The 23321-nt window shown below is 39.9% G+C and carries 19 protein-coding genes and 2 pseudogenes; 10 read left to right on the top strand and 11 right to left on the bottom strand.

Going from position 1 to position 23321, the window contains the following annotated elements:
- Nucleotides 1–600 (bottom strand): thioredoxin family protein (locus tag CALSC_RS02765; RefSeq protein ID WP_088239899.1); only part of this gene is annotated, 600 nt, incomplete at its 3' end.
- Between the two features lie 76 nt (nt 601–676).
- The gene (locus tag CALSC_RS02760) at nt 677–1051 is read right to left on the bottom strand and encodes a hypothetical protein (protein ID WP_088239898.1); all 375 of its coding nucleotides are present in this window, start codon (nt 1049–1051) and stop codon (nt 677–679) included.
- Between the two features lie 335 nt (nt 1052–1386).
- Here CALSC_RS02760 and CALSC_RS02755 point away from each other — a divergent pair, with 335 nt between their 5' ends.
- Complete coding sequence (locus CALSC_RS02755) at nt 1387–1791, top strand: NIL domain-containing protein (protein ID WP_088239897.1); 405 nt, start codon at nt 1387–1389, stop codon at nt 1789–1791.
- Between the two features lie 99 nt (nt 1792–1890).
- On the opposite strand, the gene CALSC_RS02750 is transcribed toward CALSC_RS02755, so the two are convergent.
- The 3 genes from CALSC_RS02750 to CALSC_RS02740 form a co-directional block, all read right to left on the bottom strand.
- Nucleotides 1891–2253 carry a Lin0512 family protein gene (locus CALSC_RS02750; protein ID WP_088239896.1) on the bottom strand — a complete coding sequence of 121 codons (363 nt, stop codon included), beginning with the start codon at nt 2251–2253 and terminating at the stop codon, nt 1891–1893.
- Nucleotides 2254–2421: 168 nt separating this feature from the next.
- A complete protein-coding gene (locus tag CALSC_RS02745; RefSeq protein ID WP_088239895.1) occupies nt 2422–3576 on the bottom strand; it encodes an AI-2E family transporter in 1155 nt (384 codons plus the stop codon).
- Nucleotides 3577–3651: 75 nt separating this feature from the next.
- Nucleotides 3652–3855: a hypothetical protein gene (locus tag CALSC_RS02740; RefSeq protein WP_088239894.1), complete on the bottom strand. Its 204-nt coding sequence runs from the start codon at nt 3853–3855 to the stop codon at nt 3652–3654.
- Nucleotides 3856–4011: 156 nt separating this feature from the next.
- Here CALSC_RS02740 and CALSC_RS02735 point away from each other — a divergent pair, with 156 nt between their 5' ends.
- Together CALSC_RS02735 and ftsH are read left to right on the top strand one after the other, a co-directional pair.
- The gene (locus tag CALSC_RS02735; RefSeq protein WP_088239893.1) at nt 4012–4692 is read left to right on the top strand and encodes a DUF1614 domain-containing protein; all 681 of its coding nucleotides are present in this window, start codon (nt 4012–4014) and stop codon (nt 4690–4692) included.
- Nucleotides 4693–4895: 203 nt separating this feature from the next.
- A complete protein-coding gene (gene ftsH, locus CALSC_RS02730; RefSeq protein WP_088239892.1) occupies nt 4896–6833 on the top strand; it encodes an ATP-dependent zinc metalloprotease FtsH in 1938 nt (645 codons plus the stop codon).
- 184 nt (nt 6834–7017) lie between these two features.
- Here ftsH and CALSC_RS02725 read toward each other — a convergent pair.
- Nucleotides 7018–7185 (bottom strand): annotated as a pseudogene (locus CALSC_RS02725) (Uma2 family endonuclease); the annotation flags it as partial.
- 121 nt (nt 7186–7306) lie between these two features.
- On the bottom strand, nt 7307–7978 hold the full coding sequence (locus CALSC_RS02720; protein WP_088239890.1) for a Uma2 family endonuclease: 672 nt from the start codon (nt 7976–7978) through the stop codon (nt 7307–7309).
- A gap of 292 nt (nt 7979–8270) precedes the next feature.
- On the opposite strand from CALSC_RS02720, the gene CALSC_RS26220 reads away from it, so the two are divergent.
- The 4 genes from CALSC_RS26220 to CALSC_RS02705 all read left to right on the top strand — a co-directional run bounded on the left by CALSC_RS26220 (nt 8271) and on the right by CALSC_RS02705 (nt 10513).
- Complete coding sequence (locus tag CALSC_RS26220) at nt 8271–8438, top strand: hypothetical protein (RefSeq protein ID WP_159460555.1); 168 nt, start codon at nt 8271–8273, stop codon at nt 8436–8438.
- Nucleotides 8439–8547: 109 nt separating this feature from the next.
- Nucleotides 8548–8739: a hypothetical protein gene (locus tag CALSC_RS02715; RefSeq protein ID WP_088239889.1), complete on the top strand. Its 192-nt coding sequence runs from the start codon at nt 8548–8550 to the stop codon at nt 8737–8739.
- A 197-nt stretch (nt 8740–8936) separates the two neighbouring features.
- Nucleotides 8937–9371, top strand: a complete 435-nt coding sequence (locus CALSC_RS02710; protein ID WP_088239888.1) for a ferritin-like domain-containing protein — start codon at nt 8937–8939, stop codon at nt 9369–9371.
- Between the two features lie 173 nt (nt 9372–9544).
- Nucleotides 9545–10513 (top strand): FTR1 family iron permease, encoded by a 969-nt coding sequence (locus CALSC_RS02705; RefSeq protein WP_088239887.1) that lies wholly within the window; start codon nt 9545–9547, stop codon nt 10511–10513.
- Nucleotides 10514–10771: 258 nt separating this feature from the next.
- On the opposite strand, the gene CALSC_RS02700 is transcribed toward CALSC_RS02705, so the two are convergent.
- On the bottom strand, nt 10772–12778 hold the full coding sequence (locus CALSC_RS02700) for a GAF domain-containing sensor histidine kinase (protein WP_088239886.1): 2007 nt from the start codon (nt 12776–12778) through the stop codon (nt 10772–10774).
- A 92-nt stretch (nt 12779–12870) separates the two neighbouring features.
- On the opposite strand from CALSC_RS02700, the gene cobN reads away from it, so the two are divergent.
- Both cobN and CALSC_RS02690 read left to right on the top strand, forming a co-directional pair.
- On the top strand, nt 12871–16998 hold the full coding sequence (gene cobN, locus CALSC_RS02695; RefSeq protein WP_088239885.1) for a cobaltochelatase subunit CobN: 4128 nt from the start codon (nt 12871–12873) through the stop codon (nt 16996–16998).
- Nucleotides 16999–17007: 9 nt separating this feature from the next.
- Entirely contained in the window at nt 17008–18147 is a 1140-nt protein-coding gene (locus CALSC_RS02690) for a peptidoglycan-binding domain-containing protein (RefSeq protein ID WP_088239884.1), read from the top strand.
- 103 nt (nt 18148–18250) lie between these two features.
- Here CALSC_RS02690 and CALSC_RS02685 read toward each other — a convergent pair whose 3' ends face one another.
- From CALSC_RS02685 to CALSC_RS02675, 3 genes are all read right to left on the bottom strand, one after another.
- Nucleotides 18251–18706, bottom strand: a complete 456-nt coding sequence (locus CALSC_RS02685) for a transcriptional repressor (RefSeq protein ID WP_088239883.1) — start codon at nt 18704–18706, stop codon at nt 18251–18253.
- A gap of 437 nt (nt 18707–19143) precedes the next feature.
- Nucleotides 19144–20412 carry an RNA polymerase sigma factor SigC gene (sigC, locus tag CALSC_RS02680; RefSeq protein WP_088239882.1) on the bottom strand — a complete coding sequence of 423 codons (1269 nt, stop codon included), beginning with the start codon at nt 20410–20412 and terminating at the stop codon, nt 19144–19146.
- A 429-nt stretch (nt 20413–20841) separates the two neighbouring features.
- Complete coding sequence (locus CALSC_RS02675) at nt 20842–21756, bottom strand: NAD(P)H-dependent glycerol-3-phosphate dehydrogenase (RefSeq protein ID WP_088239881.1); 915 nt, start codon at nt 21754–21756, stop codon at nt 20842–20844.
- Nucleotides 21757–22980: 1224 nt separating this feature from the next.
- Here CALSC_RS02675 and CALSC_RS02670 point away from each other — a divergent pair.
- A pseudogene (locus CALSC_RS02670) lies at nt 22981–23321 on the top strand (ABC transporter ATP-binding protein); the annotation flags it as partial.

The following is a 23321-nucleotide window of genomic DNA, read 5'->3' as shown; positions in this document are numbered from 1 at the left end:
CCCTGCTCCTTGTCCTCTAACTTGACTCCCGTGACTACGGGGATCATTTTGATTCCCTGCTGGTGTGACTGGTGCAGAAAACTGGGAAACTTTTCCACTAGCTTGAGCATAGGGAAGGGGATCACCACTGACTAAAGCTTGTAAATTACTTGCCATAATCGTCTGGGGTTGATCGCCGATCGCTTGTCCAATAGTGTCCCCATCTTTACCTAAAAATACAAAATGGGGAATACCATCAACCCGATATTTGAGCATTTCTGGCAACCATTTGGTATTATCAACATTCAGCATGACAAAGTTTACCTTGCCAGCATATTCTTGTTTAAATTGGGCAATATCTGGAGCCATTTTTTGGCAGACAGTACACCAATCGGCATAAAACTCCATTATGGATGGTTTATTGTTATTTATGGCCACTTCTAGAGGTGTAGATTGTTTGCTTAATTCATCTAAGGATGCGGTACTGGTTTCTGTTTTTAATCCCAAAAATAAAGCTACACTCAGAGCGATCGCTACCATTGCAATTAAAAAGTTTCTCACCTTCGCTCCAGTGTTGGGTTCAGGCTTGGCTGTAGAATTAATAGGTGATTCCTGACTCATAGTAGATTTATTACAATTTATTAAGCAGTGTTATTTTTAGTTTACCTAAATCTTTGCTGAAAAAATATAGATTTAATTACTGGCTAATAATTTGACTCAGTTTTTTTAATATACCCAGGACTTGATACAGTTCATTTTCGCGGCGGAATAAAGTAAATTTATCAGAAGATTTTTCTGTTGTGATGAAGAAAGGATCGTCATAAAATCCTGCTAAATCTAAAAGTGGAGATAAAACCACCATTTTCACTGCATCTTCTAAAATGGGTGGGTGCTCAACTAAGCGAAGAAAGTTATTTTTAACTCCATTTAAATATTGCTTTTCTAACCTTGTAATTTCTGGTAAGCCCTCAAACCACTCTGTAAAGAATCCCTGATCATCAGCTAGTTGCAGAGCAAATTTTTCTTCTAGAAAGCTAAGGATAACATTTTGAGCTTGGATGACTTGAACCATAGTTGATTAAACAAAGGCTATATTCACTATTCTTATGATGTAGATTCCCAATAGAGAAAACATTCAATTTTGGATTTTGGATTTTGGATTGACCCCATGTCTAAAGTCAGAGGCTTGAAATAATGAATTATTGCGAAAGAATGCTTATGCATCGTGGCACAATTGTTGATTATTTGCCCATAAATTAGTTTAGGGGCTTGTATCCTTTTACTCTTCTGTCATTATTTTTTTAAATCGCTATTACTTTTATTGAGAAGTTGTAAGATATGTGCTGATTCGTATCCTGAAAAGTTAGGATTTATGTGTTCCTGACTAACCAGCAACTATAAAAAGCAGTGAAAAAAAGACTTACCCTTACTTTTCCCAAACGGGCTATTCAAATACCCATTACCTATCGACTAGCCAAAGATTTCAACGTTGCTGCAAATATTATCCGCGCTCAAGTTGCTCCCAACCAAATTGGTAAATTAGTAGTAGAGTTATCAGGGGATATAGATGAATTGGATGCAGCAATTGAATGGATGCGATCGCATCATATTCATGTATCTCTCACCCTAGGAGAAATAGTAATCGATGAGGGTGTATGTGTCCATTGTGGTTTGTGTACTGGGGTTTGTCCGACTCAAGCCTTAACCTTGCACCCAGAGACATTCCAACTCACATTTACGCGATCGCGTTGTATTGTCTGCGAACAGTGTATACCCACCTGCCCCGTGCAAGCAATCTCTACTAATCTTTAATTAAGATAGCACTACCAAAGCACATTAGGACATTTTTGAATTATCAAACCTATGAGTAGGTAAACTTATTACTTATTACTTATTACTTATTACTTGCGTCTAATTATCGATCCAGACAGTAACCGCAGCCACAGCAATCAACATTTCATCATTTTTATCATTGAGTACAGGAATTGCTTTACCTTGAACTACCATTCCTCCAGACTCCAGGGTAAGAGTTTTTTGACCAAATGGTAATACAGCCAGTACCTCATCTTGCCGTACTTGTTCTGAATATGGCACAGCAACTTGGACTTCCACAATCATTTCATTTGGATCACTTAAACCTGCAACTTCCCAAACTCCTGGTAAAGCATTGTGAGCGATCGCATTTCTCACAGCCCTTGCGGCAGCTACGGTGGGTTCCTGTCCGTGTTGATCTATACCCATACCCATCTCAATGATTAAACGTTTACGCACCACTCTCGCCTCAAATCAAGTAATAAGTAATAAGTAATAAGTAATAAGTAATAAGTACGTTTGGGAAATAGCAAGCGAGACGCTTGCACTACTTATTTTTACATGATTCCTAACCCCGAAACAATTACAAGTTTTATCGCAACTGACTGACTGAACTTCTCCATCACTCCATCACTCTATCCCTCCTCCACTCCATCCCTCCTCCACTCCATCACTCCTTCCCTCCTCTAGCAATACCTCATCTGAATCTAACTTTTGATGTTCCTCAGAAACAATCACAAACTTGGTTTCAACCTTAGATTTATCTTCCCATTCATCCAAAACATCCTTGACTATCACCTCCTCCAACCAAATTCTGCCCACAACAGTCAGAGGAAGAGCCAAAAACAAACCTAAGAAGCCGAAAAAGTAAGCAAAAAACAACTGGGAAATTAAAGTCACTGCTGGTAGCAATGACACTTGATGTGCCATGACTATGGGTGTGAGAAAATTACTCTCAATCTGCTGAATTAAAAAGTAGAGTACCAGCACACCCAGGGAACGCCAAGGAGAATCAGGACTAAATGCGATCGCCATTGCTGGAATTACACTCATGGTGGGGCCCAAGTTGGGAATCAAATTTAAAAAGCCTGCTAATACTGCTAAAGCCAATGCAGCAGGAACTCCCAACATCCACAAACCAAAGAAACTCATCCCTCCCACTATAAACATGGCGATTATCGCACCTGTCACCCATCCTTCCAAGGACACTTCGCATTTGTCTAAAATTCCATCTACCCGTCGCCTATAAAATGAGGGAAATAAACGCACAAATACTTTGCGATAAGCTAAAGGAGCAGCAAGAAACATTCCCGTTAGTACCATCACTAGCAAAATTTTTAACAGTACTTCCAAGGAGCCAGAGACAAAAGCAACAGAACTTCCTGCAACACGCTTTAACCATGGTTCTGCCTGTACAATTAAGCTGTTAATATCGGGAATATAGGGGCTAACGGCATTAGGGACACGAAGTTTTACTTCTCCTAGCCAATTATCAAAACGCTCTAATCCCTCGGGAAACTGCTTTGTTAAATCTTGGAATTGGTCAGCAAAGGGGGGGACTACTAACCAAAAGAAACCGACAATGATGGCGAAAAAAATACTCACTGACAGTATCACAGCGAATCCACGCTTCATTCCCAATTTTTGGAAACGTTGTGATAATCGATTTAAAGTTGTGGCTAGGACAACTGCGGCAAATATCAGTAGAAGTACTTCCTTGATTTGCCACAGTATATATAATGCAATTACAATGACAATTAAACCGATCCATTGTTCTAGATTCACGCCCTAACCCCCGGCTGACGATAAGATGGTATTTATTCCAATTCAGCTAATTTAGCTGATTTTCCAGAATTTAATCTAGGTGTTTTTAGTTAACTTCTCCTGTCCTCGCCATCGCCAAATTAAACTAGCTCCTAAGAGAATGATCGGCAACAAAACAATGATCAAGGCATTACTTGATGTGGCAGGAATAGATAAAAATGGACATAAATATTTAATTGTAAAGGAAAGTCCAATAGAGAGGATAAGTACCTTGAGAATAAAGCCCAGCTGATTTTCCATTGAAGTACGGCTATACACATTGTTTAGTGGGGGAGACACTAAAGGTTTATTTGGTGCCTAGTTTCTACAATAAGTTTAAGCAGGAAAAAAAAGAAGTCAATCAGACAGTTTTTGTCTCTTTGGACTGAATGAATACAATTTCTGCTTTACAGTCCTATGATTTACTTACCAGTTCCCCTACTCCTATTTCTGTTGTTACTACTGCTCTTACCTTTTATCTGGTTAACTGTAGCAGTAGATGTGGTGGGAATAGCTGTAGCAAAGTTAGGATTCTCTCCTAGTATTGCTTTATTTTTGTTAACTCTGGTAATTATCGGTAGCACTATCAATATCCCACTATATCGGACTCAATCCTCTGTGGAGGTAGCAGATGATTTTACTGATTTATGGTTGAGGGAATTTTGGGGTATTCCCTTACGGAAAATTCAGCGTTCTACAATTGTAGCTGTAAATGTTGGTGGTGGAGTGATTCCTGTAATTTTAGCTCTCTATCAGCTTACCCAAGCTAATGTGTTAGCAATTTTGTTAGTGACTACCATTGTTACAGGGGTTAGTTATTATGCAGCCAAGGTGGTACCCGGCATTGGGATTCAAATGCATCCTTTATTAGCTCCAGTTACTGCTGTCATCTCTGCAATGCTGGTAAATCCAATTTTTACCTCACCCCATACTGCTCCTGTTGCTTTCGCTGGCGGTGTATTGGGAACTTTAATCGGTGCTGATTTATTACATTTGCCGGATATTCAAGCGATGAGTGCGGGAGTTTTAAGTATTGGTGGTGCTGGAGTTTTTGATGGAATCGCCCTATGTGGTTTGTTCGCTTTGTTACTTTCTTGAAAAAGGCAGCTTTGCTGGAGGAAAGAAGTTTTTTCGTCCTTGATTGTGTAAAAACATACATGAAGGAACTTGATTGAAAATAGTTAATAGCTGAAAAGTTAGGACAAGGTACATAAAAATAGGAAATAGGGTGCAAGGGGGAAATTAATTACATGATTTTGGCTGATAAAGGATAACTGTTTTCAATGGAGGATTTATCAAAAATGCCTGTAGAAACTAATGATAAAAAACAAGTCAAACCGCCAAAAATACGTCAGTTTGGAGGCAGTTTACTAATTTTACTCTCCCTGCTGTTAGTACTAAATTTTATTGTTCCTAGCTTCTTTGGACCTCGATTACAACAAGTGCCCTACAGCGACTTTATCGCTCAGGTAGAGGCAGGAAAAGTAGACAAGGCAATGGTGGGTAGCGATCGCATTGAGTATTCGATGCAAGTGCAAACCCCAGAAGGAAAAACCCAAGAGCAGGTATTCCAAACTACACCAGTAGCTCTTGATTTGGATTTACCCAAGATTCTCCGGAACCATGAAGTTCAATTTGCTGCACCACCACCAAACCAAAACGCTTGGATTGGAACTCTCCTCAGCTGGGTTGCACCACCGTTAATTTTCTTCGGTATTTGGGGCTTTTTGATGAGTCGTCAGAACGGTGGACCCGCAGCATTGACGGTGGGTAAAAGCAAAGCTCGCATTTACTCGGAAGGAACTACAGGGGTAAAATTTAACGATGTGGCTGGGGTGGATGAAGCTAAAGCAGAGTTAGAGGAAATTATTGATTTTCTCAAGGATGCAGGTAAGTACACTCAATTAGGGGCAAAAATTCCTAAAGGTGTGCTGTTAGTCGGCCCTCCAGGAACTGGTAAAACCATGCTGGCAAAAGCTGTGGCTGGGGAAGCGGCTGTACCTTTCTTCAGTATTTCTGGCTCGGAGTTTATTGAGTTATTTGTCGGTGTAGGTGCTGCACGGGTGCGGGACTTATTTGAACAAGCTAAACAGCAAGCTCCCTGTATAGTTTTTATTGATGAATTGGATGCCTTAGGTAAATCCCGTGGTGGTGCAGGTCCGATGATGGGTGGTAATGATGAACGGGAACAAACCCTGAATCAGTTGCTTACGGAAATGGATGGTTTTGATGCCAATACTGGGGTAATTATTATCGCCGCCACCAACCGTCCAGAAATTCTGGATCCTGCTTTACGTCGTCCCGGACGTTTTGATCGCCAAGTAGTGGTGGATCGCCCTGATAAAATTGGACGGGAAGCTATTCTTCAAGTCCATGCCAGAAACGTCAAATTGGCTGATGATGTGGAATTAGCAACTGTCGCTATCCGAACTCCCGGCTTTGCTGGTGCAGATTTAGCCAACCTGGTAAATGAAGCTGCGTTATTAGCTGCACGACGAAATCACCCAGCAGTAGTAATGGCAGATTTCAATGAAGCCATTGAGCGAGTGGTAGCTGGATTAGAAAAACGCTCTCGTGTGTTGAATGAGACTGAGAAAAAGACCGTAGCCTATCATGAAGTTGGTCATGCCATCATCGGTGCATTAATGCCGGGAGCAGGTAAGGTGGAAAAAATCTCCATTGTTCCCCGTGGTATAGGTGCATTGGGTTATACCATTCAGATGCCAGAAGAAGACAGATTTTTGATGGTAGAAGATGAAATTCGCGGGCGGATTGCGACCTTACTGGGTGGACGTTCTGCAGAAGAAGTCATTTTTGGTAAGGTGTCCACAGGAGCTAGTGATGATATCCAAAAAGCTACCGATTTAGCAGAAAGGGTAGTGACATTATATGGGATGAGCAATAAACTCGGGCCAGTAGCATTTGAAAAGATTCAACAACAATTCTTAGATGGCTATCCCAACCCCCGACGTGCTATCAGTCCCCAGGTTGCGGAGGAAATTGACCGGGAAGTAAAGCGGATTATGGATAATGCTCACCACATTGCTTTAACAATTCTCCATGAAAACCAGGAGTTGTTAGAAGAAACTGCTCAGGAATTGTTGGAGCAGGAAATTCTCGAAGGTACAGGATTGCGGGAGAAGTTGAATCAAGCCCAAGCACCTATGGAAATGGAAGAATGGTTGCGGAGTGGTAAGTTGTTGACAGATAAGCCTTTGATGCAGAGTTTGCTGGTATAGTATTGTCTCTTGTATGAACTTGCGCGTGATAGCCCCAGGCTTTAGCTTGTGGGCTATCGGTGTTTATATAGTTTTCTAATCTAATCAAAGTAATTATACTGATTTAAAATCTCTGGAAAGTTAATAAAAATGCATTGATATAGTTAAGTATCTACCTTTACTTCGCCAGACAATCCCCACAGTTTTATAATTCATTTGGATTAATTCCCAAGCTTCTCAGTCTTTCTTCTAGCTGTTCAGCTCGTTGTCTTTCCTGCTCAGCTCGTTGTTTTTCCTGCTCAGCACGTTGTTTTTCTTGCTCAGCTGCTTCTCCAGGACTAGGAACTAACTCCCCATCAGGAGTAAAATAGCGAGGAAAGATTATCTCATCTTTTTGAGAAATTGCTAAGGGTGAAGAAGAAGTCATGGTTACTAAATTAAATTAAATTAAATTCGTTATTGTTTGACAGGTTATTATGCCTGTACTTCCATAGTTAAATCTGCTCTGGATCGATCCCCATTTCTCGTAACTTTTCTGCATAACGATTTGCCTTATCTTCAGCTGTATTAGCCCTTTGACGTTCTTCTTCAGCTTGTTGAGCAATCTCAACATAGCTCAAAAACTGTTGTCCATTTGGACGAAGAATTTGTAACTCATCTGTTGAAAAATCAAACCTTATCTGCAATTGAGGACTAACCCAATCTACCATTGACTCAATCACATCTAGAAATCCTTCTCGACGCAGCCAACCATTCAACTCATTACTATCGGGATCGTAGAGATAATACTCATTTACTCCGAAGCGATCATAAAATAAAAGTTTTCGGTTCATCTCCGCTCTGGTATTTCCTGGCGAGAGGATTTCAAACACTACCTGGGGTGGAATATTTTCTTCTTCCCACTGTTTATAAGAACCCCTATCCCCCTTGGGACGACCCAATACTACCATGACATCAGGGGCTGCACGTCTTTTATTCTCACCTTCGACGGGATACCACAATAAATCGCCAGCAACAAATACATTGTGGTTATCTGCAAACAGCCACTCAAGATTTTGCTGAATCACCACAATCCAGCGAAACTGCTTTGTATTGTCTGCCATGGGTTTACCATCACTATCTGGATAGATAACCGCAGACTGGGATGTTGGTTGTAGCTGTACCATCGCCTTGAATTTTTTTGGGTGCGGTAATTAATCCTTTATGTAGTATGGTAGCACGGTGATTGTAAGGAATAGCGAATTTTAAAAAGCCCAAGTAGCAACTACCTAGGGTCTGCTGAATAACTGAAAAATATTGATTTATCAATGCTTTGAGGCTATTTTATTGGGAAATAAGTGCAAGGGAATTAGGATTTTAAACCTAAAATCCTTGCATCTGTTATTTTTTTTGGCAAAAATAATAGAAATAAAGAAGCTGGAACTACTCCCCACTCTCTACCCTCACCAAAACACTTTTATGCCTAACGGCACGCTCCGCGAACAGCAAGCCCTACCTGGAGATCACCTTGTAGGAATCCTGCTCCTACGGTTTTGTGATTTGGGTGGAATTTTCAGGCGATCGCAAATATTAAGCAATTTATTTAGACAAAAATATTTGACAAGAATTTGCATTAATTTCAAGTAACTGTGATACTCTGAGAATAATTGCAATAATTTTATGAATTATCTGTATATACCCGTGGTTTTGTGATTTATGCCAACAATCTCTACAAAGGGTAGGCATTTCTGCTCAAATGGCTCAATATAATCTAGAAGCACACAAAGCCATTGAAACTAGTATGACAGAACCGTTAATAGTATGGCCATCGGTGATTGCTCCAGCCACACCAGTGAAAAATCCTGATGATGTGAGTAAATTAGTAAAAAATATTGAAGAAAACTCCCAAAAAGTAATTAAAGATGCCAGCACAAAAGCACAAAGATAGTAAAATAAATTGACCAGAACTAAATAAGTTTTGGACTGGAATTATAAAGGTAAGTTTAAAACTAGTGATAATAGGAAAATAGGTTAAAAATGAAGATAAAACTATGCTAATAATTGATATTTTTTAGGCATTAGTATCATTGATAACCTATTAACTCATCACTGATAATCTCTGGCTCGTAATATTACTCATAACTAATGCAAGAACTCGACGACAAAAAGACAATTGACTTGTTAAATGCCATTATGGAATTTGAGCTGGCAGGAGTAGTACGTTATACTCACTATTCCCTGATGGTTACTGGCCCTAACCGCATCCCCATCGTGGATTTTTTCAAAGCTCAGGCAAGTGAATCACTACTTCATGCCCAACAAGTGGGAGAGATTCTCACGGGATTAGATGGGCATCCAACCTTAAAAATTGCGCCCATGGAAGAAACTTATAAACATTCTGTCAAAGATATTCTGGAAGAAAGTTTAGTTCACGAAAGAAATGCATTAAATATGTACAAAAAATTACTAGATGCAGTAACTAATGCCAGTATTTATCTAGAAGAATTTGCCAGAACAATGATTGGACAAGAAGAGATGCATAATCTCGAACTCAAAAAAATGTTACGGGATTTTAGTTAAGTAAAAGTAGTCATTGGTTATTAGTTAAGACCATTTTTTGACAATCAGAATGTGCTCGATTTTCTAATTGTCTAAATCTAATAAAAATTAAGGCGAAATAGATTATGTAACCCATATGCATCAAAAACTTGGCATAATAACTAATGACTATAAAAAAGAACAACTAAAAAATAATGGATTTCAGTACAGCTCTACCTACCTTTGTTATTACCCTGCGAGAAGGAGTAGAAGCAGCCTTAGTTGTGGGAATTGTGCTGGCTTTACTGCAAAAAGCCGAACAATCTCGACTCAATCCTTGGGTATACGCAGGTGTAGTAGTGGGTATTTTGGTGAGTGGGTTAGTTGGGGTACTGTTTAGTTGGTTAATTCCATTTGTAGCAGCAATTAAACCCCAATATTCCTCTGTGGTTAAACCTTGGTTAGAAGCAACCTTCTGTATACTAGCGATCGCTATGCTCAGTTGGATGTTAATCTGGATGACAAGGCAAGCCAGGTTTATGAAAGCCAATGTTGAGGGAGCTGTAAATCAGGCATTACAAAATCCCTCTAATGGTGCATGGGGAATTTTTAGTTTAATTTTAATTGCTGTCGTTCGGGAAGGTTTTGAAACAGTTCTATTTATTGCTGCTAATTTTCAACAAGGGTTAGTTTCTGCTTTTGGCGCTTTGGCTGGACTTGCCCTAGCTGCATTTATAGGTTCACTCTTATTTAACTGGGGTATCAAGATTGATATCCGTCGATTCTTCCAGGTAATGGGAGTTTTGTTAATATTAATTGTGGCAGGCTTGGTAGTTACAGCCTTGAAAAACTTCGATCAAGGTTTAGGTAATTTGGCTCTCAGTAGTCATGGCTGGGGAAATCTTTGTTTTTATTATGAAAAGTTTACCAAAGTTCACTCTTGTATTTTGGGCCCTTTAGTATGGAATACTTCTCAAATATTACCAGAGCGTCAATTTCCCGGCATTATTTTCAAATCTTTATTGGGCTACAGACAGCATCTATACTTAGTTCAAGCAGTGGGGTATGTAGGATTTTTAATCTCTATCGGTGGTTTATATTTCCGCAGCCTTGGTGGTGGTGTTTCGACAAAAGCTGATAACCTTTCAACGAACAAAATATCCGTGAAGTCTGCTAAAGATTAAATCCCAGGCTTGAGCGAAAAACAAACTACATACAAACCCCTAGATTTATCAATGGGGTAATATCATGTCCGGTTAAATACTTGTCATTAGGATTGCAAGGGAGCAGGGAGCAGGGAGCAGGAGGAGAAAGAGTTTGGGTGATTTTTGCATGGATGGCTATATCATAAGTAATCGGGCGAACATTATATAATATAGTAATGAACATATTGGTTAGGACAATATTGTTCTACTCAAAAACTATCAACTACCAACCACCAACTAACAACTATCAACTTTATCAGATATAGGTTGTAATGGGATCCAAACAGTAAATATTGAACCAGCACCTACGGTGGATTCTACTTCAATTCGTCCCCGGTGTAACTCTACTAATTGTTTAGTTAATGCCAAACCTAATCCCGTTCCTTCATATAAACGGTTGTAAGGTGTATCGAGTTGGTTAAACTGCTCAAATAGTAATGGTAATTTATCTTCTGGAATACCAATCCCTGTATCTTCTACTTGCAATACTATATTATCGTTTTCTCGCCAAATACGTAAATTTACATTACCTGATTTTGGTGTAAACTTGATTCCATTACTCAGTAAATTCCAGATAATTTGTTGCACCCGCCTAGCGTCAGCACAGAAGCAATGATTTTGAGGTTCAATCAATAAATCCAAGCAGAGACTAACTTCCTGGCTGGTAGCTTTTTCTAATAGGGATTCTACCGCAGCTTCCGCAACTTGGGCTAAAGAAAATTCTGTAACATTCAAAACAGCTTTACCGGCTTCAATCTGCGATAAATCCAGGATATCATGAATCATTTCTAACAAATGTTCTCCACTATCATGGATTGTTTGCAGATAATCCCTTTGTCTTTGATTTAACTCTCCAAAGTGCCAGCGTAATAAAGTAGAAGACATGCCAATTACATAAGTCAAAGGGGTGAGTAATTCGTGACTGATGGTGGCTAGAAATTCGTTTCTGAGGCGACCGGCTGCTTGAGCTGCAACTAAAGCATCATGGAGAGCCTCTGTACGTTCTACTACTCTTCTCTCCAGAGATTGTTTTTCTAAATTCAGAGAGCGCATTAACTCAGTTTGGTGAATTGCGATCGCTAATTGCTCGGCAATCGCTGACAGTAATTGTACTTCATTATCTGCCCATTTATGTTTTTTATTACACTGATGAGCAACCAGTAAACCCCACAGTTTTTCTTCAAATATGATTGGCGCTGCTAATATGGCTCTAACGTGAATTTCTCGGAAAAATTCTAACAAACATTCTTCTTGGGCATAAGTTGTTTCCACATCATCTACTGATAAAATAAAACCGTGGCGATATTTTTCCCAACATGGGGATTGGCTAGCAAAGCATTGTTCTTCCTGACAATCCATAACAGAAGAAATATTTTCATCAGCACGCACTTCATAGACAATGCAACCATGATTTTGTTGCCAACCATTTAGTGATGACTCCAAAGATGAATAAATCTGCAAACTATTTGATTTATTATTGTTGATAGTCGATTTGGGAGCAAGATTGGGTGTGGATCCCTCAAATTTGTAAATTACTAACCTATCCAATCCGAGAAATTCACGAACTTGGTCAACCGCAGTCGCCATAATCACGTTTAAATCAAGACTTTTACGGGTTTGGGTAATAACTTGATTTAACAGCTGCTCTTGAGCAACTTGTTTTTTGAGAGCATCTTCTACTGGTTGACAAATGGAGATATAAGGATATGCTGATACATCTGAGCCTGTTGGTTCTAGTGAATTTTCAGGTAAGAAATATTTTAATAACAGCAGTGTGAATTGGCTTTGTAAATTAGGGTCATTTGCGCCAATAACTGGCAAATATTGTGATAGGAGATGATGAGTTTGGGAATCAGCACTAAACAATCCCTTCAATATCTTTAAAAAAGAAGCGATCGCATAACCATCAAATGTTAAGCTGACATTTAGTGTGTCTGGGGATCCAATAGATGTTAAATTATCTTCACTTAGGAGGGATGTGAAAAAATCTTCAGTTTGTTTAATACCCTCTTGATGTTCCAGAGAACCTAGTAGTAAGGCATTAAAACCCTGAGAAACGATTACTGTAAACCGTTGTAAGCGCCAATTTTCAGGTATAGGAATTCGTACCAATAGTTCTTCTGTGATAACTAATGGCTTCGGATTTTCTACAGCTTGAGCCATTTGCTGTAATAATTTGCCAAGCTGATTAAATACAACTGCACTTAAGGTGCGAGAAAAGCTCAAATCTGGAGAACTAAGCATTTTCAAAAATCTGGCAAGAGGAAATAAATGCTGGTTTAGCAGTTTTGTATTTTGTCCTAACTAACCACAGTGTAAGACGCTAACACAGAATTATGCATCGTATAAATGCCATGTCAGGGGACTGGAATCCTTTATCTGATGGTGTAACGTTTGTAGAACAAACGCCAGCTGACTTAGTTTTCCTTACGGCTGCTGATACCGATATTCAAACTTTAGCGGCGACAGTTCCCAAATTACCAGCACAGTTTCCAACCTTCCGTGTTGCTAATCTCTTGCAATTACAGCATCAGATTAGTATTGATGCTTATGCTGAAGAAGTTTTGGAGTTTGCCCAAGTTATTATTATACGCTTATTGGGAGGACAGTCTTATTGGGCTTATGGCTTGGAAGTAATCCAGGAAATTGTCCAACGTAAGGGTATAAGCCTGATTTTAATGCCTGGAGACGATATTCTCGATCCCGAATTAATTAATCATTCGACTTTACCACTGGCAATTATTCATCAAATTTGGCGCTATTTTCATGAAGGGGGTAGAGACAATATAGTTAATGCCTTACAATTTATCGCTGATACTTGTCTATCAACCACCTATAATCCTCCTCTTCCTCAACCTGCTCCTAGGGTGGGAGTTTATGAATGGAAGAGTGTAGACGCGGTAGGGGCTTATCGTAGGGATGGAGTGATGGAGGGAAGGAGGGATGGAGTGATGGAGGGAATGAGTGAAAGAAATAATATTGCTCCCCACACTTCCCACACTCTCCCCAAGGTGGGTATTATCTTCTATCGCGCCCATTATTTAGCAAGTAACACGAAGGTAATTGATGCTTTGTGTACTGCTTTGGTAGAACGGAATTTAGTACCTGTTCCGATGTTTGTGTCTTCCTTACGGGAAGTTGATGTTCAAGAAGATTTAATCAAATTTTTCCAACCCCAGGAAGAAACTCCTATTTCCCTCATCTTAAATACCACTAGTTTTTCCGTCGCTCGTTTGGATACAGAAACACCCCAAATTGATTTATGGCAAAAATTAGATGTACCAGTGTTACAGGTGATTCTCAGTAGTGGTTCCCAATCACAATGGGAGTCACAATGGCAAGGACTTTCACCACGGGATATTGCCATGAATGTAGCTTTACCAGAGGTGGATGGACGCATTATTAGTCGTGCTGTATCCTTTAAGACTTTAAAAGTACGCAACCCCGATTTAGAGACAGATGTGGTAGTCTATGAACCAGTAAGCGATCGCATTGATTTTGTGGCTAATCTTACTGCTAATTGGGTAAAATTACGTTCTCAAGCTCCTTCAGAGCGCCGCATTGCCCTCATTTTGGCTAATTACCCCACTCGTAATGGCAGACTGGCTAATGGTGTGGGTTTGGATACTCCAGCTAGTTGTATAGAAATTCTCCAGGCTTTGCAAGCAGAAGGATACTGTTTGCAGAATATCCCGAACACGGGGGACGAATTAATTGAAATCTTAACCTCTGGTGTCACCAACGATCCCGAAGCCAGGGAATTACGCCAGATTTTACAAAGTGTATCTTTGTCAGAGTACGCAGAATATTTTACGACTTTACCAGCAGCAGTACAAAAGGCAATTACACAACGCTGGGGAACTCCTGAACATTGGCAAACTATCTCAGAATCATATCCCCCCACTGACTCAATTTTTCCAGTCTCTGGGATTCAACTCGGTAATATCTTTATCGGCATCCAACCAGCAAGAGGATACGATATGGATCCTAGCTTGAATTATCATGCTCCAGATTTAGAACCTACCCATGAGTATTTAGCCTTTTATTACTGGATACGGGAATGTTTTGCAGCTGATGCAGTCATCCATGTCGGTAAACATGGCAACTTAGAATGGCTACCTGGTAAAAGTATTGCTTTATCTAGTAATTGCTATCCAGAAATCGCCCTGGGAGCATTACCCCATTTATACCCCTTCATTGTCAATGATCCAGGGGAAGGTTCCCAAGCCAAGCGTCGCGCCCAGGCTGTAATTATCGATCACCTCACCCCACCCCTAACCAGAGCAGAACTTTATGGATCTTTACAAAATTTAGAAAATCTAATTGACGAATATTACGAAGCGGAAAGTTTAGATCCTAGTCGTTTACCAGCCATTAGCGATCGCATCAGTGGATTAATCGTGCAAGAAAATCTTAACCTAGATTTGGGCGTGGAAGATAGTCCAGGGGAATTAGCAATTAACAAGATGGATGGCTATCTTTGTGAACTAAAAGAAGCTCAAATTCGGGATGGGTTGCATATTTTTGGTCAATGTCCCCAGAAACATCAACTCCGAGATTTAATTATTGCGATCGCTCGTCATCCTCACCGCCATCATATCGGTATTACCCGCGCCTTAGCAACAGATTTAGGTTTAGATTTTGACCCCCTTACCGACGACTTGAGCAGCAAACTCTCACCCCATAGCCATCAACTCCTACTCAACATATACAGCCAACCTTGCCGTACCATCGGCGATGCAGTCGAACTGCTAGAACATCAAGTTGCCATTTTAATACAAAATTTAATAGAGGAGGCAGAGGGGCAGGGAGCAGGGAGCAGGGGGAAGCAGGAGGGCAGGGAGCAGGGAGTAGGGGGAGACAAGGAGAACAAGGAAGAAAAATATCCCCACACTCCCTCACTCCCTCACTCCCTCACTTCCCTCACTCCCCCACTCCCCCACTCCCTCACTACCCACTCCCTAAATTGGATTAACAATTACCTCCTCCCCGCGCTGCAACAAACCCACCGAGAAATTACCAACCTATTACGGGGTTTGGATGGTAAATATATACCCAGTTCCCCCGCAGGAGCACCCACAAGAGGAAGACCAGAAGTACTGCCAACTGGCAATAATTTTTACTCCGTTGATATCCGAGCACTACCCACAGAAACAGCCTGGGATGTAGGCAGAAAAGCTGCTGAAGCACTTATAGAACGTTACGCCCAAGAAAATGGCGAGTATCCTAAAACACTAGGTTTATCTATGTGGGGAACAGCCACCATGCGAACCGGAGGAGATGATATTGCTGAAGCATTAGCCTTATTGGGAGTACAACCAGTATGGGATGGTGTGGCGCGACGGGTAGTGGATTTTGAAATTTTACCCCTAACAGTTTTAGGTCGTCCTCGCGTGGATGTTACTTTACGTATTTCTGGCTTCTTCCGGGATGCTTTTGCTAACCTCATAGACTTATTTGATCGGGCAGTCATAGCAGTTGCAGCCTTAGACGAACCGGCAGCACAGAACCCATTAGCAACACAAGTCAAGCAAGAAACCGAATTTTGGACTCAACAAGGCTTAGATTTGCCCAGAGCCAAACAGCGATCGCAATACCGCATTTTCGGCTCCAAACCCGGTGCCTATGGAGCCGGACTCCAAGGCTTAATTGAATCCCAAAACTGGATAGATGATCAAGATTTAGCTCGTGCCTATATTAACTGGAGTTGTTACGCCTACTCTAGACAAGAGGCAGAGGACAAGGAGGCAGGGGAGCAGGGAGCAGGGAGCAGGGGGATACAAGAGGCAAGGGAGCAGGGAGCAGGGAGCAGGGGGACAAATTCCCCTCACTCCCTCACTCCATCACTCTCTCACTCCTCCACTCCTCAATCCTGGGGAAAATCCGCACCCGAAGCTTTTGAATGCCGACTAAAAAACATGGAGGTGGTACTACACAATCAAGATAACCGGGAACATGACTTACTTGACTCCGATGATTATTACCAATTCCAAGGAGGATTAACAGCAGCAGTACGCTCTGCTCAAGGAAAAAATCCCCAAATCTATTTTGGCGATCATTCCCTCCCTAGCAAACCCCGCATCCGCCACCTGAAAGAAGAAATTGCCCGTGTTTATCGTTCCCGCGTTGTTAACCCTAAATGGATTGCCGGAGTCATGCGTCACGGTTATAAAGGTGCCTTTGAAATGGCAGCAACGGTAGATTATTTATTTGCCTACGATGCCACCACCAAATGCGTAGAAGACTATATGTACCAAGGCATAGTCCAAGCATATTTACTAGATGCCAACACCTGCCAATTTATTCAGCGGCACAACCCCTATGCTTTACGTGATATTGCTGAGAGAATATTAGAAGCAAATCAACGTGGTTTATGGCAGGATGTAAATATAGAGACCTTAGAAACCTTACGAAATCTAGTTCATCAAGCCGAAGCCGCAATCGAAGCTAAAACAGTGGTGTAAGAAGAACCTATGGATAATCTTGCGTATTTGCACGTAGCATTTGCCTACGAGGACAACCCATCCAGTGAATTGATTGCTCATAGCCATTCACTGAAGCAATCAGTAGCACCTGATTGGACAAAATTTTCTAGTAAAGCTTGGAAATATCTTTTACCCCTAATTTTCACCTTATCTATCCTCAGCATTGTCAGCAGTGCTTTGGCACTAGAAAGAGGCGATCAAGGACCCTCTGTGACAAAATTACAACAACAATTAAAAGCAGCAGGTTTTTATCAAGCCAATATCACTCAAAAATATGATTTTAATACAGAACATGCCGTTCGTCGCTTCCAAAAAGCTAGTGGCTTGACAGTAGATGGTATTGCTAGCACCAACACTTTACAAAAATTAAAAAATTGGCGTACTTCCAAAGTAAGTCGCAATACCAGCAAGAAACCCAAGCCAGCTAAGACTCAAGCCAGGGCAAGTAGTAATGTGGTCAAAACTACTACTGTTTCTACATCTTCTACTGGCAAAAGTAAATTTCTGGCTCGGGGTTCTGAAGGGAATGAAGTCAAAATCCTGCAAGAACAACTACGAATAGCAGGTTTTTACTATGGCAATGCCAATGGAATTTTTGGTCCCATTACCGAAGATGCAGTTAAAAAATTCCAAGCTGCCTACAAGTTAGATGTTGATGGAATTGTGGGGCCATCAACTAAGAGCAAATTACCTCCACTAAATATCGGTTATGGAGAAGATGCTACTAAAAATAAGGCGATTGATGACAATAGACTGCGTCTAGGTCATCGTGGTGAAGTTGTTAGAGTCGTACAAGCACAGTTGATTAAAGCTGGGTATTTGCAGGGAGAACCTAATGGCTATTATGGACCTTACACTTCAGATGCTGTGCGCCGTTTTCAGGCAAATAATTACCTAGCACCTAGTGGTATTGCCGGTCCTACGACTCGCGCCAAACTATACAGCGTCATCAACAAAAATAACCAAGGAAAGTTTGATGTCCTGGAAGTACAAAGACGACTGCGGAAAAGAGGCTTTTACAAAGGACCTCTGAATGGCAAATTAGGAAATGATACCAAAAAAGCAATCAGAAATGCCCAGGAGTTTTATGGCATCAGTCTGAGGGACGTTAGAAACGGTAGTTTCTAACGCCCACTAGATTTGGTTTTGACTATGTTGCTGTCCAATAAGTTTGCTTAATCCCTCGGTTGTGAATTATTTATTGCGTCTGGATAGTTCAACAAACAAAGAACTACATTGGGACTAATGACCTTTGGCATTGAGGACAAACTGCATGGATAGTTAATTGACAATCAAGCAATTGATAGCCTTCCTTTTGGGCAGTTTTCGCACCAATTTTTAAAATTGAGTCACTTTTAAACTCAATAGTTGAATTACATTTGACACAGACCAGGTGATGGTGGTGATGGGGGTGGGGCTGATTGATTTCATAATGTTTATGCCCCTCTCCCAATTCCAATTCCCGAAGTATACCCATCCGTGCCATTAACTTAAGAGTACGGTAAATAGTTGATAGGCTGATACCCTCACCTTCTGTTTCTAGACGATGATAAAGGTCTTCAGCACTGAGGTGCTCCCCTTGGGGTAATTCCTGGAAAATATGCAAAATTGTCTCTCGCTGGGGAGTCAAACGCCAACCGCGATCGTTTAATTCTGCCTTAAGTGCAGAAGATGTGTAAACACTCATACTAATATTTCTCAACAAAGGCTATTAATTGAGAATATAACAAATTATTTGCCCTTTTAGCAACAATTGATTCTTATTGAGAATAGTTGCTAGAAATTTTGTCATCTTGAATTAGTCGTGATTTCTGTCTCAATAATCCTTGATCCCCACCTAGTAAGATCTCTATAAGATAGTAGGTGAGGTAAATTTTTGTAAAGAGCCTAACTATTTACTTTACCTTATTGCAAATAAAAATTAAGAACTAGTGAATTATGTAAATTATGAATGTGAATCCAAAGTTAATAATAGTAACGTTAAAACTTTGTTAAGTATTGACGAATTAAGAATTAATGATTAGTTTGGATAAAGAATACTCAATAGAAATAAGTAACCAGAAAAAAAGGCGCAATGCCTTGCGCCTCAATAATTCCTTAATTCCTTAATTCCTTAATTTTTAACTAGCTAAGTGACTCCATGTAGTCACGAATGAGATTGCGTCGCTTGGGTTGGCGCAATTTTTGTAAGGCTTTTGATTCGATTTGTCGTACTCGTTCTCTAGACAATTCTAAAGCTCTACCAATTTCTGCTAAAGAGTAGGGATGACCATCAGCCAAACCAAACCGCATGAGAATTACATCTCGTTCTCTGGTAGTTAAATCCGCCAAAAGATTGTGTAAGTCTCTTTGTAAAGACTCTCGCATCAACATATCTTCGGGAGTAACACTATCTGTTTCCAGTAGTTCTCCTAACTCAGTATCCTTATCTTTCCCCACCTTTGTTTCCAGAGAAACAGAACGAGGTACTCGCAATAATACTTCTCGGACTTGGGTAGGAGTCATTTCTAACTCTACTGCCAAATCTTCCAAGGTAGGAGTTCTTCCTTTTTCTTGGGAGATTTTGCGTTGAGCTTTTTTGATTTTGTTTAACTTTTCGGTAATGTGGACTGGAAGGCGAATAGTACGGCTAGAAGTTGCGATCGCTCTGGTAATTCCTTGACGAATCCACCAGTAAGCATAAGTACTAAAGCGATAACCTTTAGTGGGATCAAATTTATCAACGGCTCTTTCTAAGCCCAAAGTGCCTTCTTGCACTAAGTCTAATAGTTCCAAACCACGGTTTTGATACTTCTTGGCAACGGATACAACTAGACGAAGGTTCGCCTTAATCATATGCTCTTTTGACTGAATTCCTGAGGCTTGGACTTTTTCCAACTCTTCCACAGTCAATTTAGCAATTTCCGCCCAGCGTCGCTTCCCTTGGGAAAGAATACGCTTGAGTTCAAATACGTCCACACCACCAGTCCTAGCCCAACGTTCCAAGGAAGGACGATGTCCTAATTCTGATGCTAATCGCTCCTGAGCTTCAACTAAACCGAGGTAGGGTTCCAGAATTTTATCCCCTTTTTTGGCTGTAGTGGATAAAAGAATCCTTAGCCTTAGGTAACGTTGAACTTTTTGAGCTTCTGAAACTTCTTCATCTCGTCCCAATAACCGAACTCGACCAATTTCCTGCAAGTACAAACGTACAAGATCCGTACTGCGGCGGTTAGGATTAGGTGTTAGGGGCACTTGCTCAGCAGCAGCAGCCTCCAATTCCTCGAGTTCATCTTCAGTTACTGATAAATCAGTGTCATCAACGGTATCATCAACTGTGAGTTCGGCATCAAAAACCTGAGAAGACTTTTGGACTTCGTCGGTAGTATCTGTGTAAAAAGATGTTGCTGGCATAAAGTATCGTCTCAATGGCTCCAGGTAACAGATAGATTACGGTCAGCTAATTAACTGTTGCTATTGTTCCCGTGATTGGCAATGAACTAACATAGTTTTTAGGTTGCTTACAATTTTTTTTGCAAACGTCAACTACTAGTTACATTTAGCACTAGTATTCTTGCTGCTAAATTGTCGAAATTCAATTAAATATTTGCTCGCCTAAATGATTGGATAGCAGTGACTTTGAACATTATTTAATTATGGAATGATGAAAATTTTTCTTGTTCAATGCAGGAGTCATTTCGTATAAATGTAGACATAAACCAAAATATATTATTTTTCACATAGTCCTATATACAGGCTATGTTTATTCTTTCCTGAAGATTTACAGGTTTTTTTCAGGGAATTCCGCTATTTGTCAATGGTGTAATTAACAAATATCAAAATTCAGTACTGGTATTCTGGTTTAATATCTCGCAGCATTAATTCTTCTAGAGCTTGTTTAGCTGTCATTCTACCTTGAAGCAAACAATACAATTTTTCAGTAATGGGCATGGATATATTTTTTTGCTGGGAGCGTTGCCACAAAACCTTAGTGGTATTAATGCCTTCTGCTGTACCTGGTAAGTTAGTCAGAATTTCTGCAAGATTTTTACCACCAGCCAATTGATAACCAACCTGGTAATTACGACTTAAGGGGCTGTTACAAGTTGCGAGTAAATCCCCTAAGCCCGATAAACCGTAAAATGTTTCTTTTTGTGCGCCCCAATGAACACCAATACGAACCATTTCCGTTAATCCACGGGTAACTAAAGCGGCTTTAGCATTGGTTCCTAGTTGTAAACCATCACAAACACCAGCTGCGATCGCAATTACATTTTTGAGTGTGCCTCCTAGTTCTACTCCCAAGGGATCGGGGTTAGTATAGACTCGGAAACGATTAGAAGACATTACTAATTGCACCATGTCCCCAGCACTGGCAATAGTACTAGCAACTACCGTCGCAGCTGGTAGTCCCTGTTTTATCTCTTGAGATAAATTTGGGCCAGAAAGTACAACTACGGCATGGCTAGGAAAAGCTTCTTGCCAAAGTTGACAGGGCGTGCAGTGTGTTTGAGGATCTAAACCTTTTGTGGCGGAAACAAAAATTGCATGGGAGGGTAAAGTTAATCCTTGAAGTTGAGAAATAACTTCACTTACCCCTTTCACAGCAATTGCAGACAAAATAATATCGGCATCTTTAACAGCATGAGCCAAAGATAGGGAACCCCTACGGGACCAAATATTTACATTATGACCATTAGCTAAGGCAATGTTACCTAAACTGGTTCCCCACGCACCTGCACCAAGAACAGCAATCAATTTCTAATTTTTAATTTTTGATTTTCCAACTTTGTATTCTATCAGGTAAATGATTACGACAGATGGAAAGGAAGAAAAGCTAGCGCTATATTACTATTTGCTAGCAAATAGGCAAACCCAAGTGGCAATATAGTATAAATAAAAACTTATTCCTTTAGAGCCTAGTAATAATCAATTATTATACATAAATTATTAAATAGGCTACTTGTTACAAAAATACAAAAAAATCTCTTTTATTTCAAGTGCTTTCAGGGTGAGTTTTTCTGATTGTCTACATTTAACCTATAGCAATTTAAAGCTTAATTTGTAAATTTTCTCTAATTAATTTGTAAATTTTCTCTAATTAAAATTAACCAATTAAGATTAGACCAATAATTTCTTAATATTTAGCTTGTAAACAGGGAATTCATCGAGTTTATAAAAAGATTCCAAAAATATTATGTAAAGCTATTATGAAATTCATAGTATTTGAGTGGGTTATGTGGGCAATCTGTTATAAAATCTGAACAAAGTAAAAACATGCATAAAACTATAGAAATATATTTCGACTGTATAATTTTTTTTTGATAACCATTTAATGATGACTAGGAGAAACAAAAAACATCAAAACAATTACTTTGGTAATTTTAATGTAGAGCTTTCATTTGTCTCTTAACTGGGGTAATATCCCTATTCCCTCTATTATCAGGGGATTATAAACCCCGTCCATGTTGAAACCTGGAGTTTCTGATTATTTGTATGTGTCATTACGATGCTCAGAAGCAATCCCAAATTCCTGGCTCGAAAACTAAAGTTCTCAAGGTAGATGAGGTTTAACTCAGTAATACTTGAATATTTACGACTTGTAATATTAATATCTGTTAAACTTCGGCGTGAGTTAACACCAGATGGTTTAATCTCCGAATTAATACAATTATTTGATTAACATGCATGATACGGTTTAAATTCATACATTACATTACTATTAGCTTGATAATTGATGTCTGTCAACATCACAAAAATATACTACAAAAAAATGTCAAATCAAATGTCAAATCTCAGATACTTGGTCATAACTCAGATATAAATTTGCAGTCTCAATATTGGCAGTCGATGGCAATGCTTTTTCAAGATAATGGTCAGAATTTTTCCTATGCTTCATTGTGATCAGAGAAATTTATAGCTCTATTATGCAGGGTGATTATGTACTGCGATTACTAAAATAACAATGGAGAACCAGGGTATATGAGATATGTATTTCCTCAAGAATATTTGTATAAAACAATAAGAGATTTCTTCAGCGAGTCCCTTACGGAAAGTGAGTTGCAAAGCTGCATCCAAGCTATTCAAATCCTAGAGCCACCAGTAGCACAGCTATTCTGGCAAGTATCAGACAATAAAAAAGGTATTTATATTGTTCTTGAGGGTAAGGTTAGACTTTTAGACAATTTAGAAAACTTAATTACCACCTGTGAAGTTGGAGCGACATTCGGTGAAGTAACTCTATTTAAGGAAATAGACTGTATTCCTTATATTGCCAAAGCTTCTTACAATTTAAAGCTTGGTTACCTTCCTCAAGAAGAATA

The sequence above is a fragment of the Calothrix rhizosoleniae SC01 genome (assembly GCF_900185595.1).
Lineage (GTDB): Bacteria > Cyanobacteriota > Cyanobacteriia > Cyanobacteriales > Nostocaceae > Calothrix_A > Calothrix_A rhizosoleniae.
Note: the sequence above shows the minus strand (reverse complement) of the source record. Positions and strands in the feature narration are given on the sequence as shown.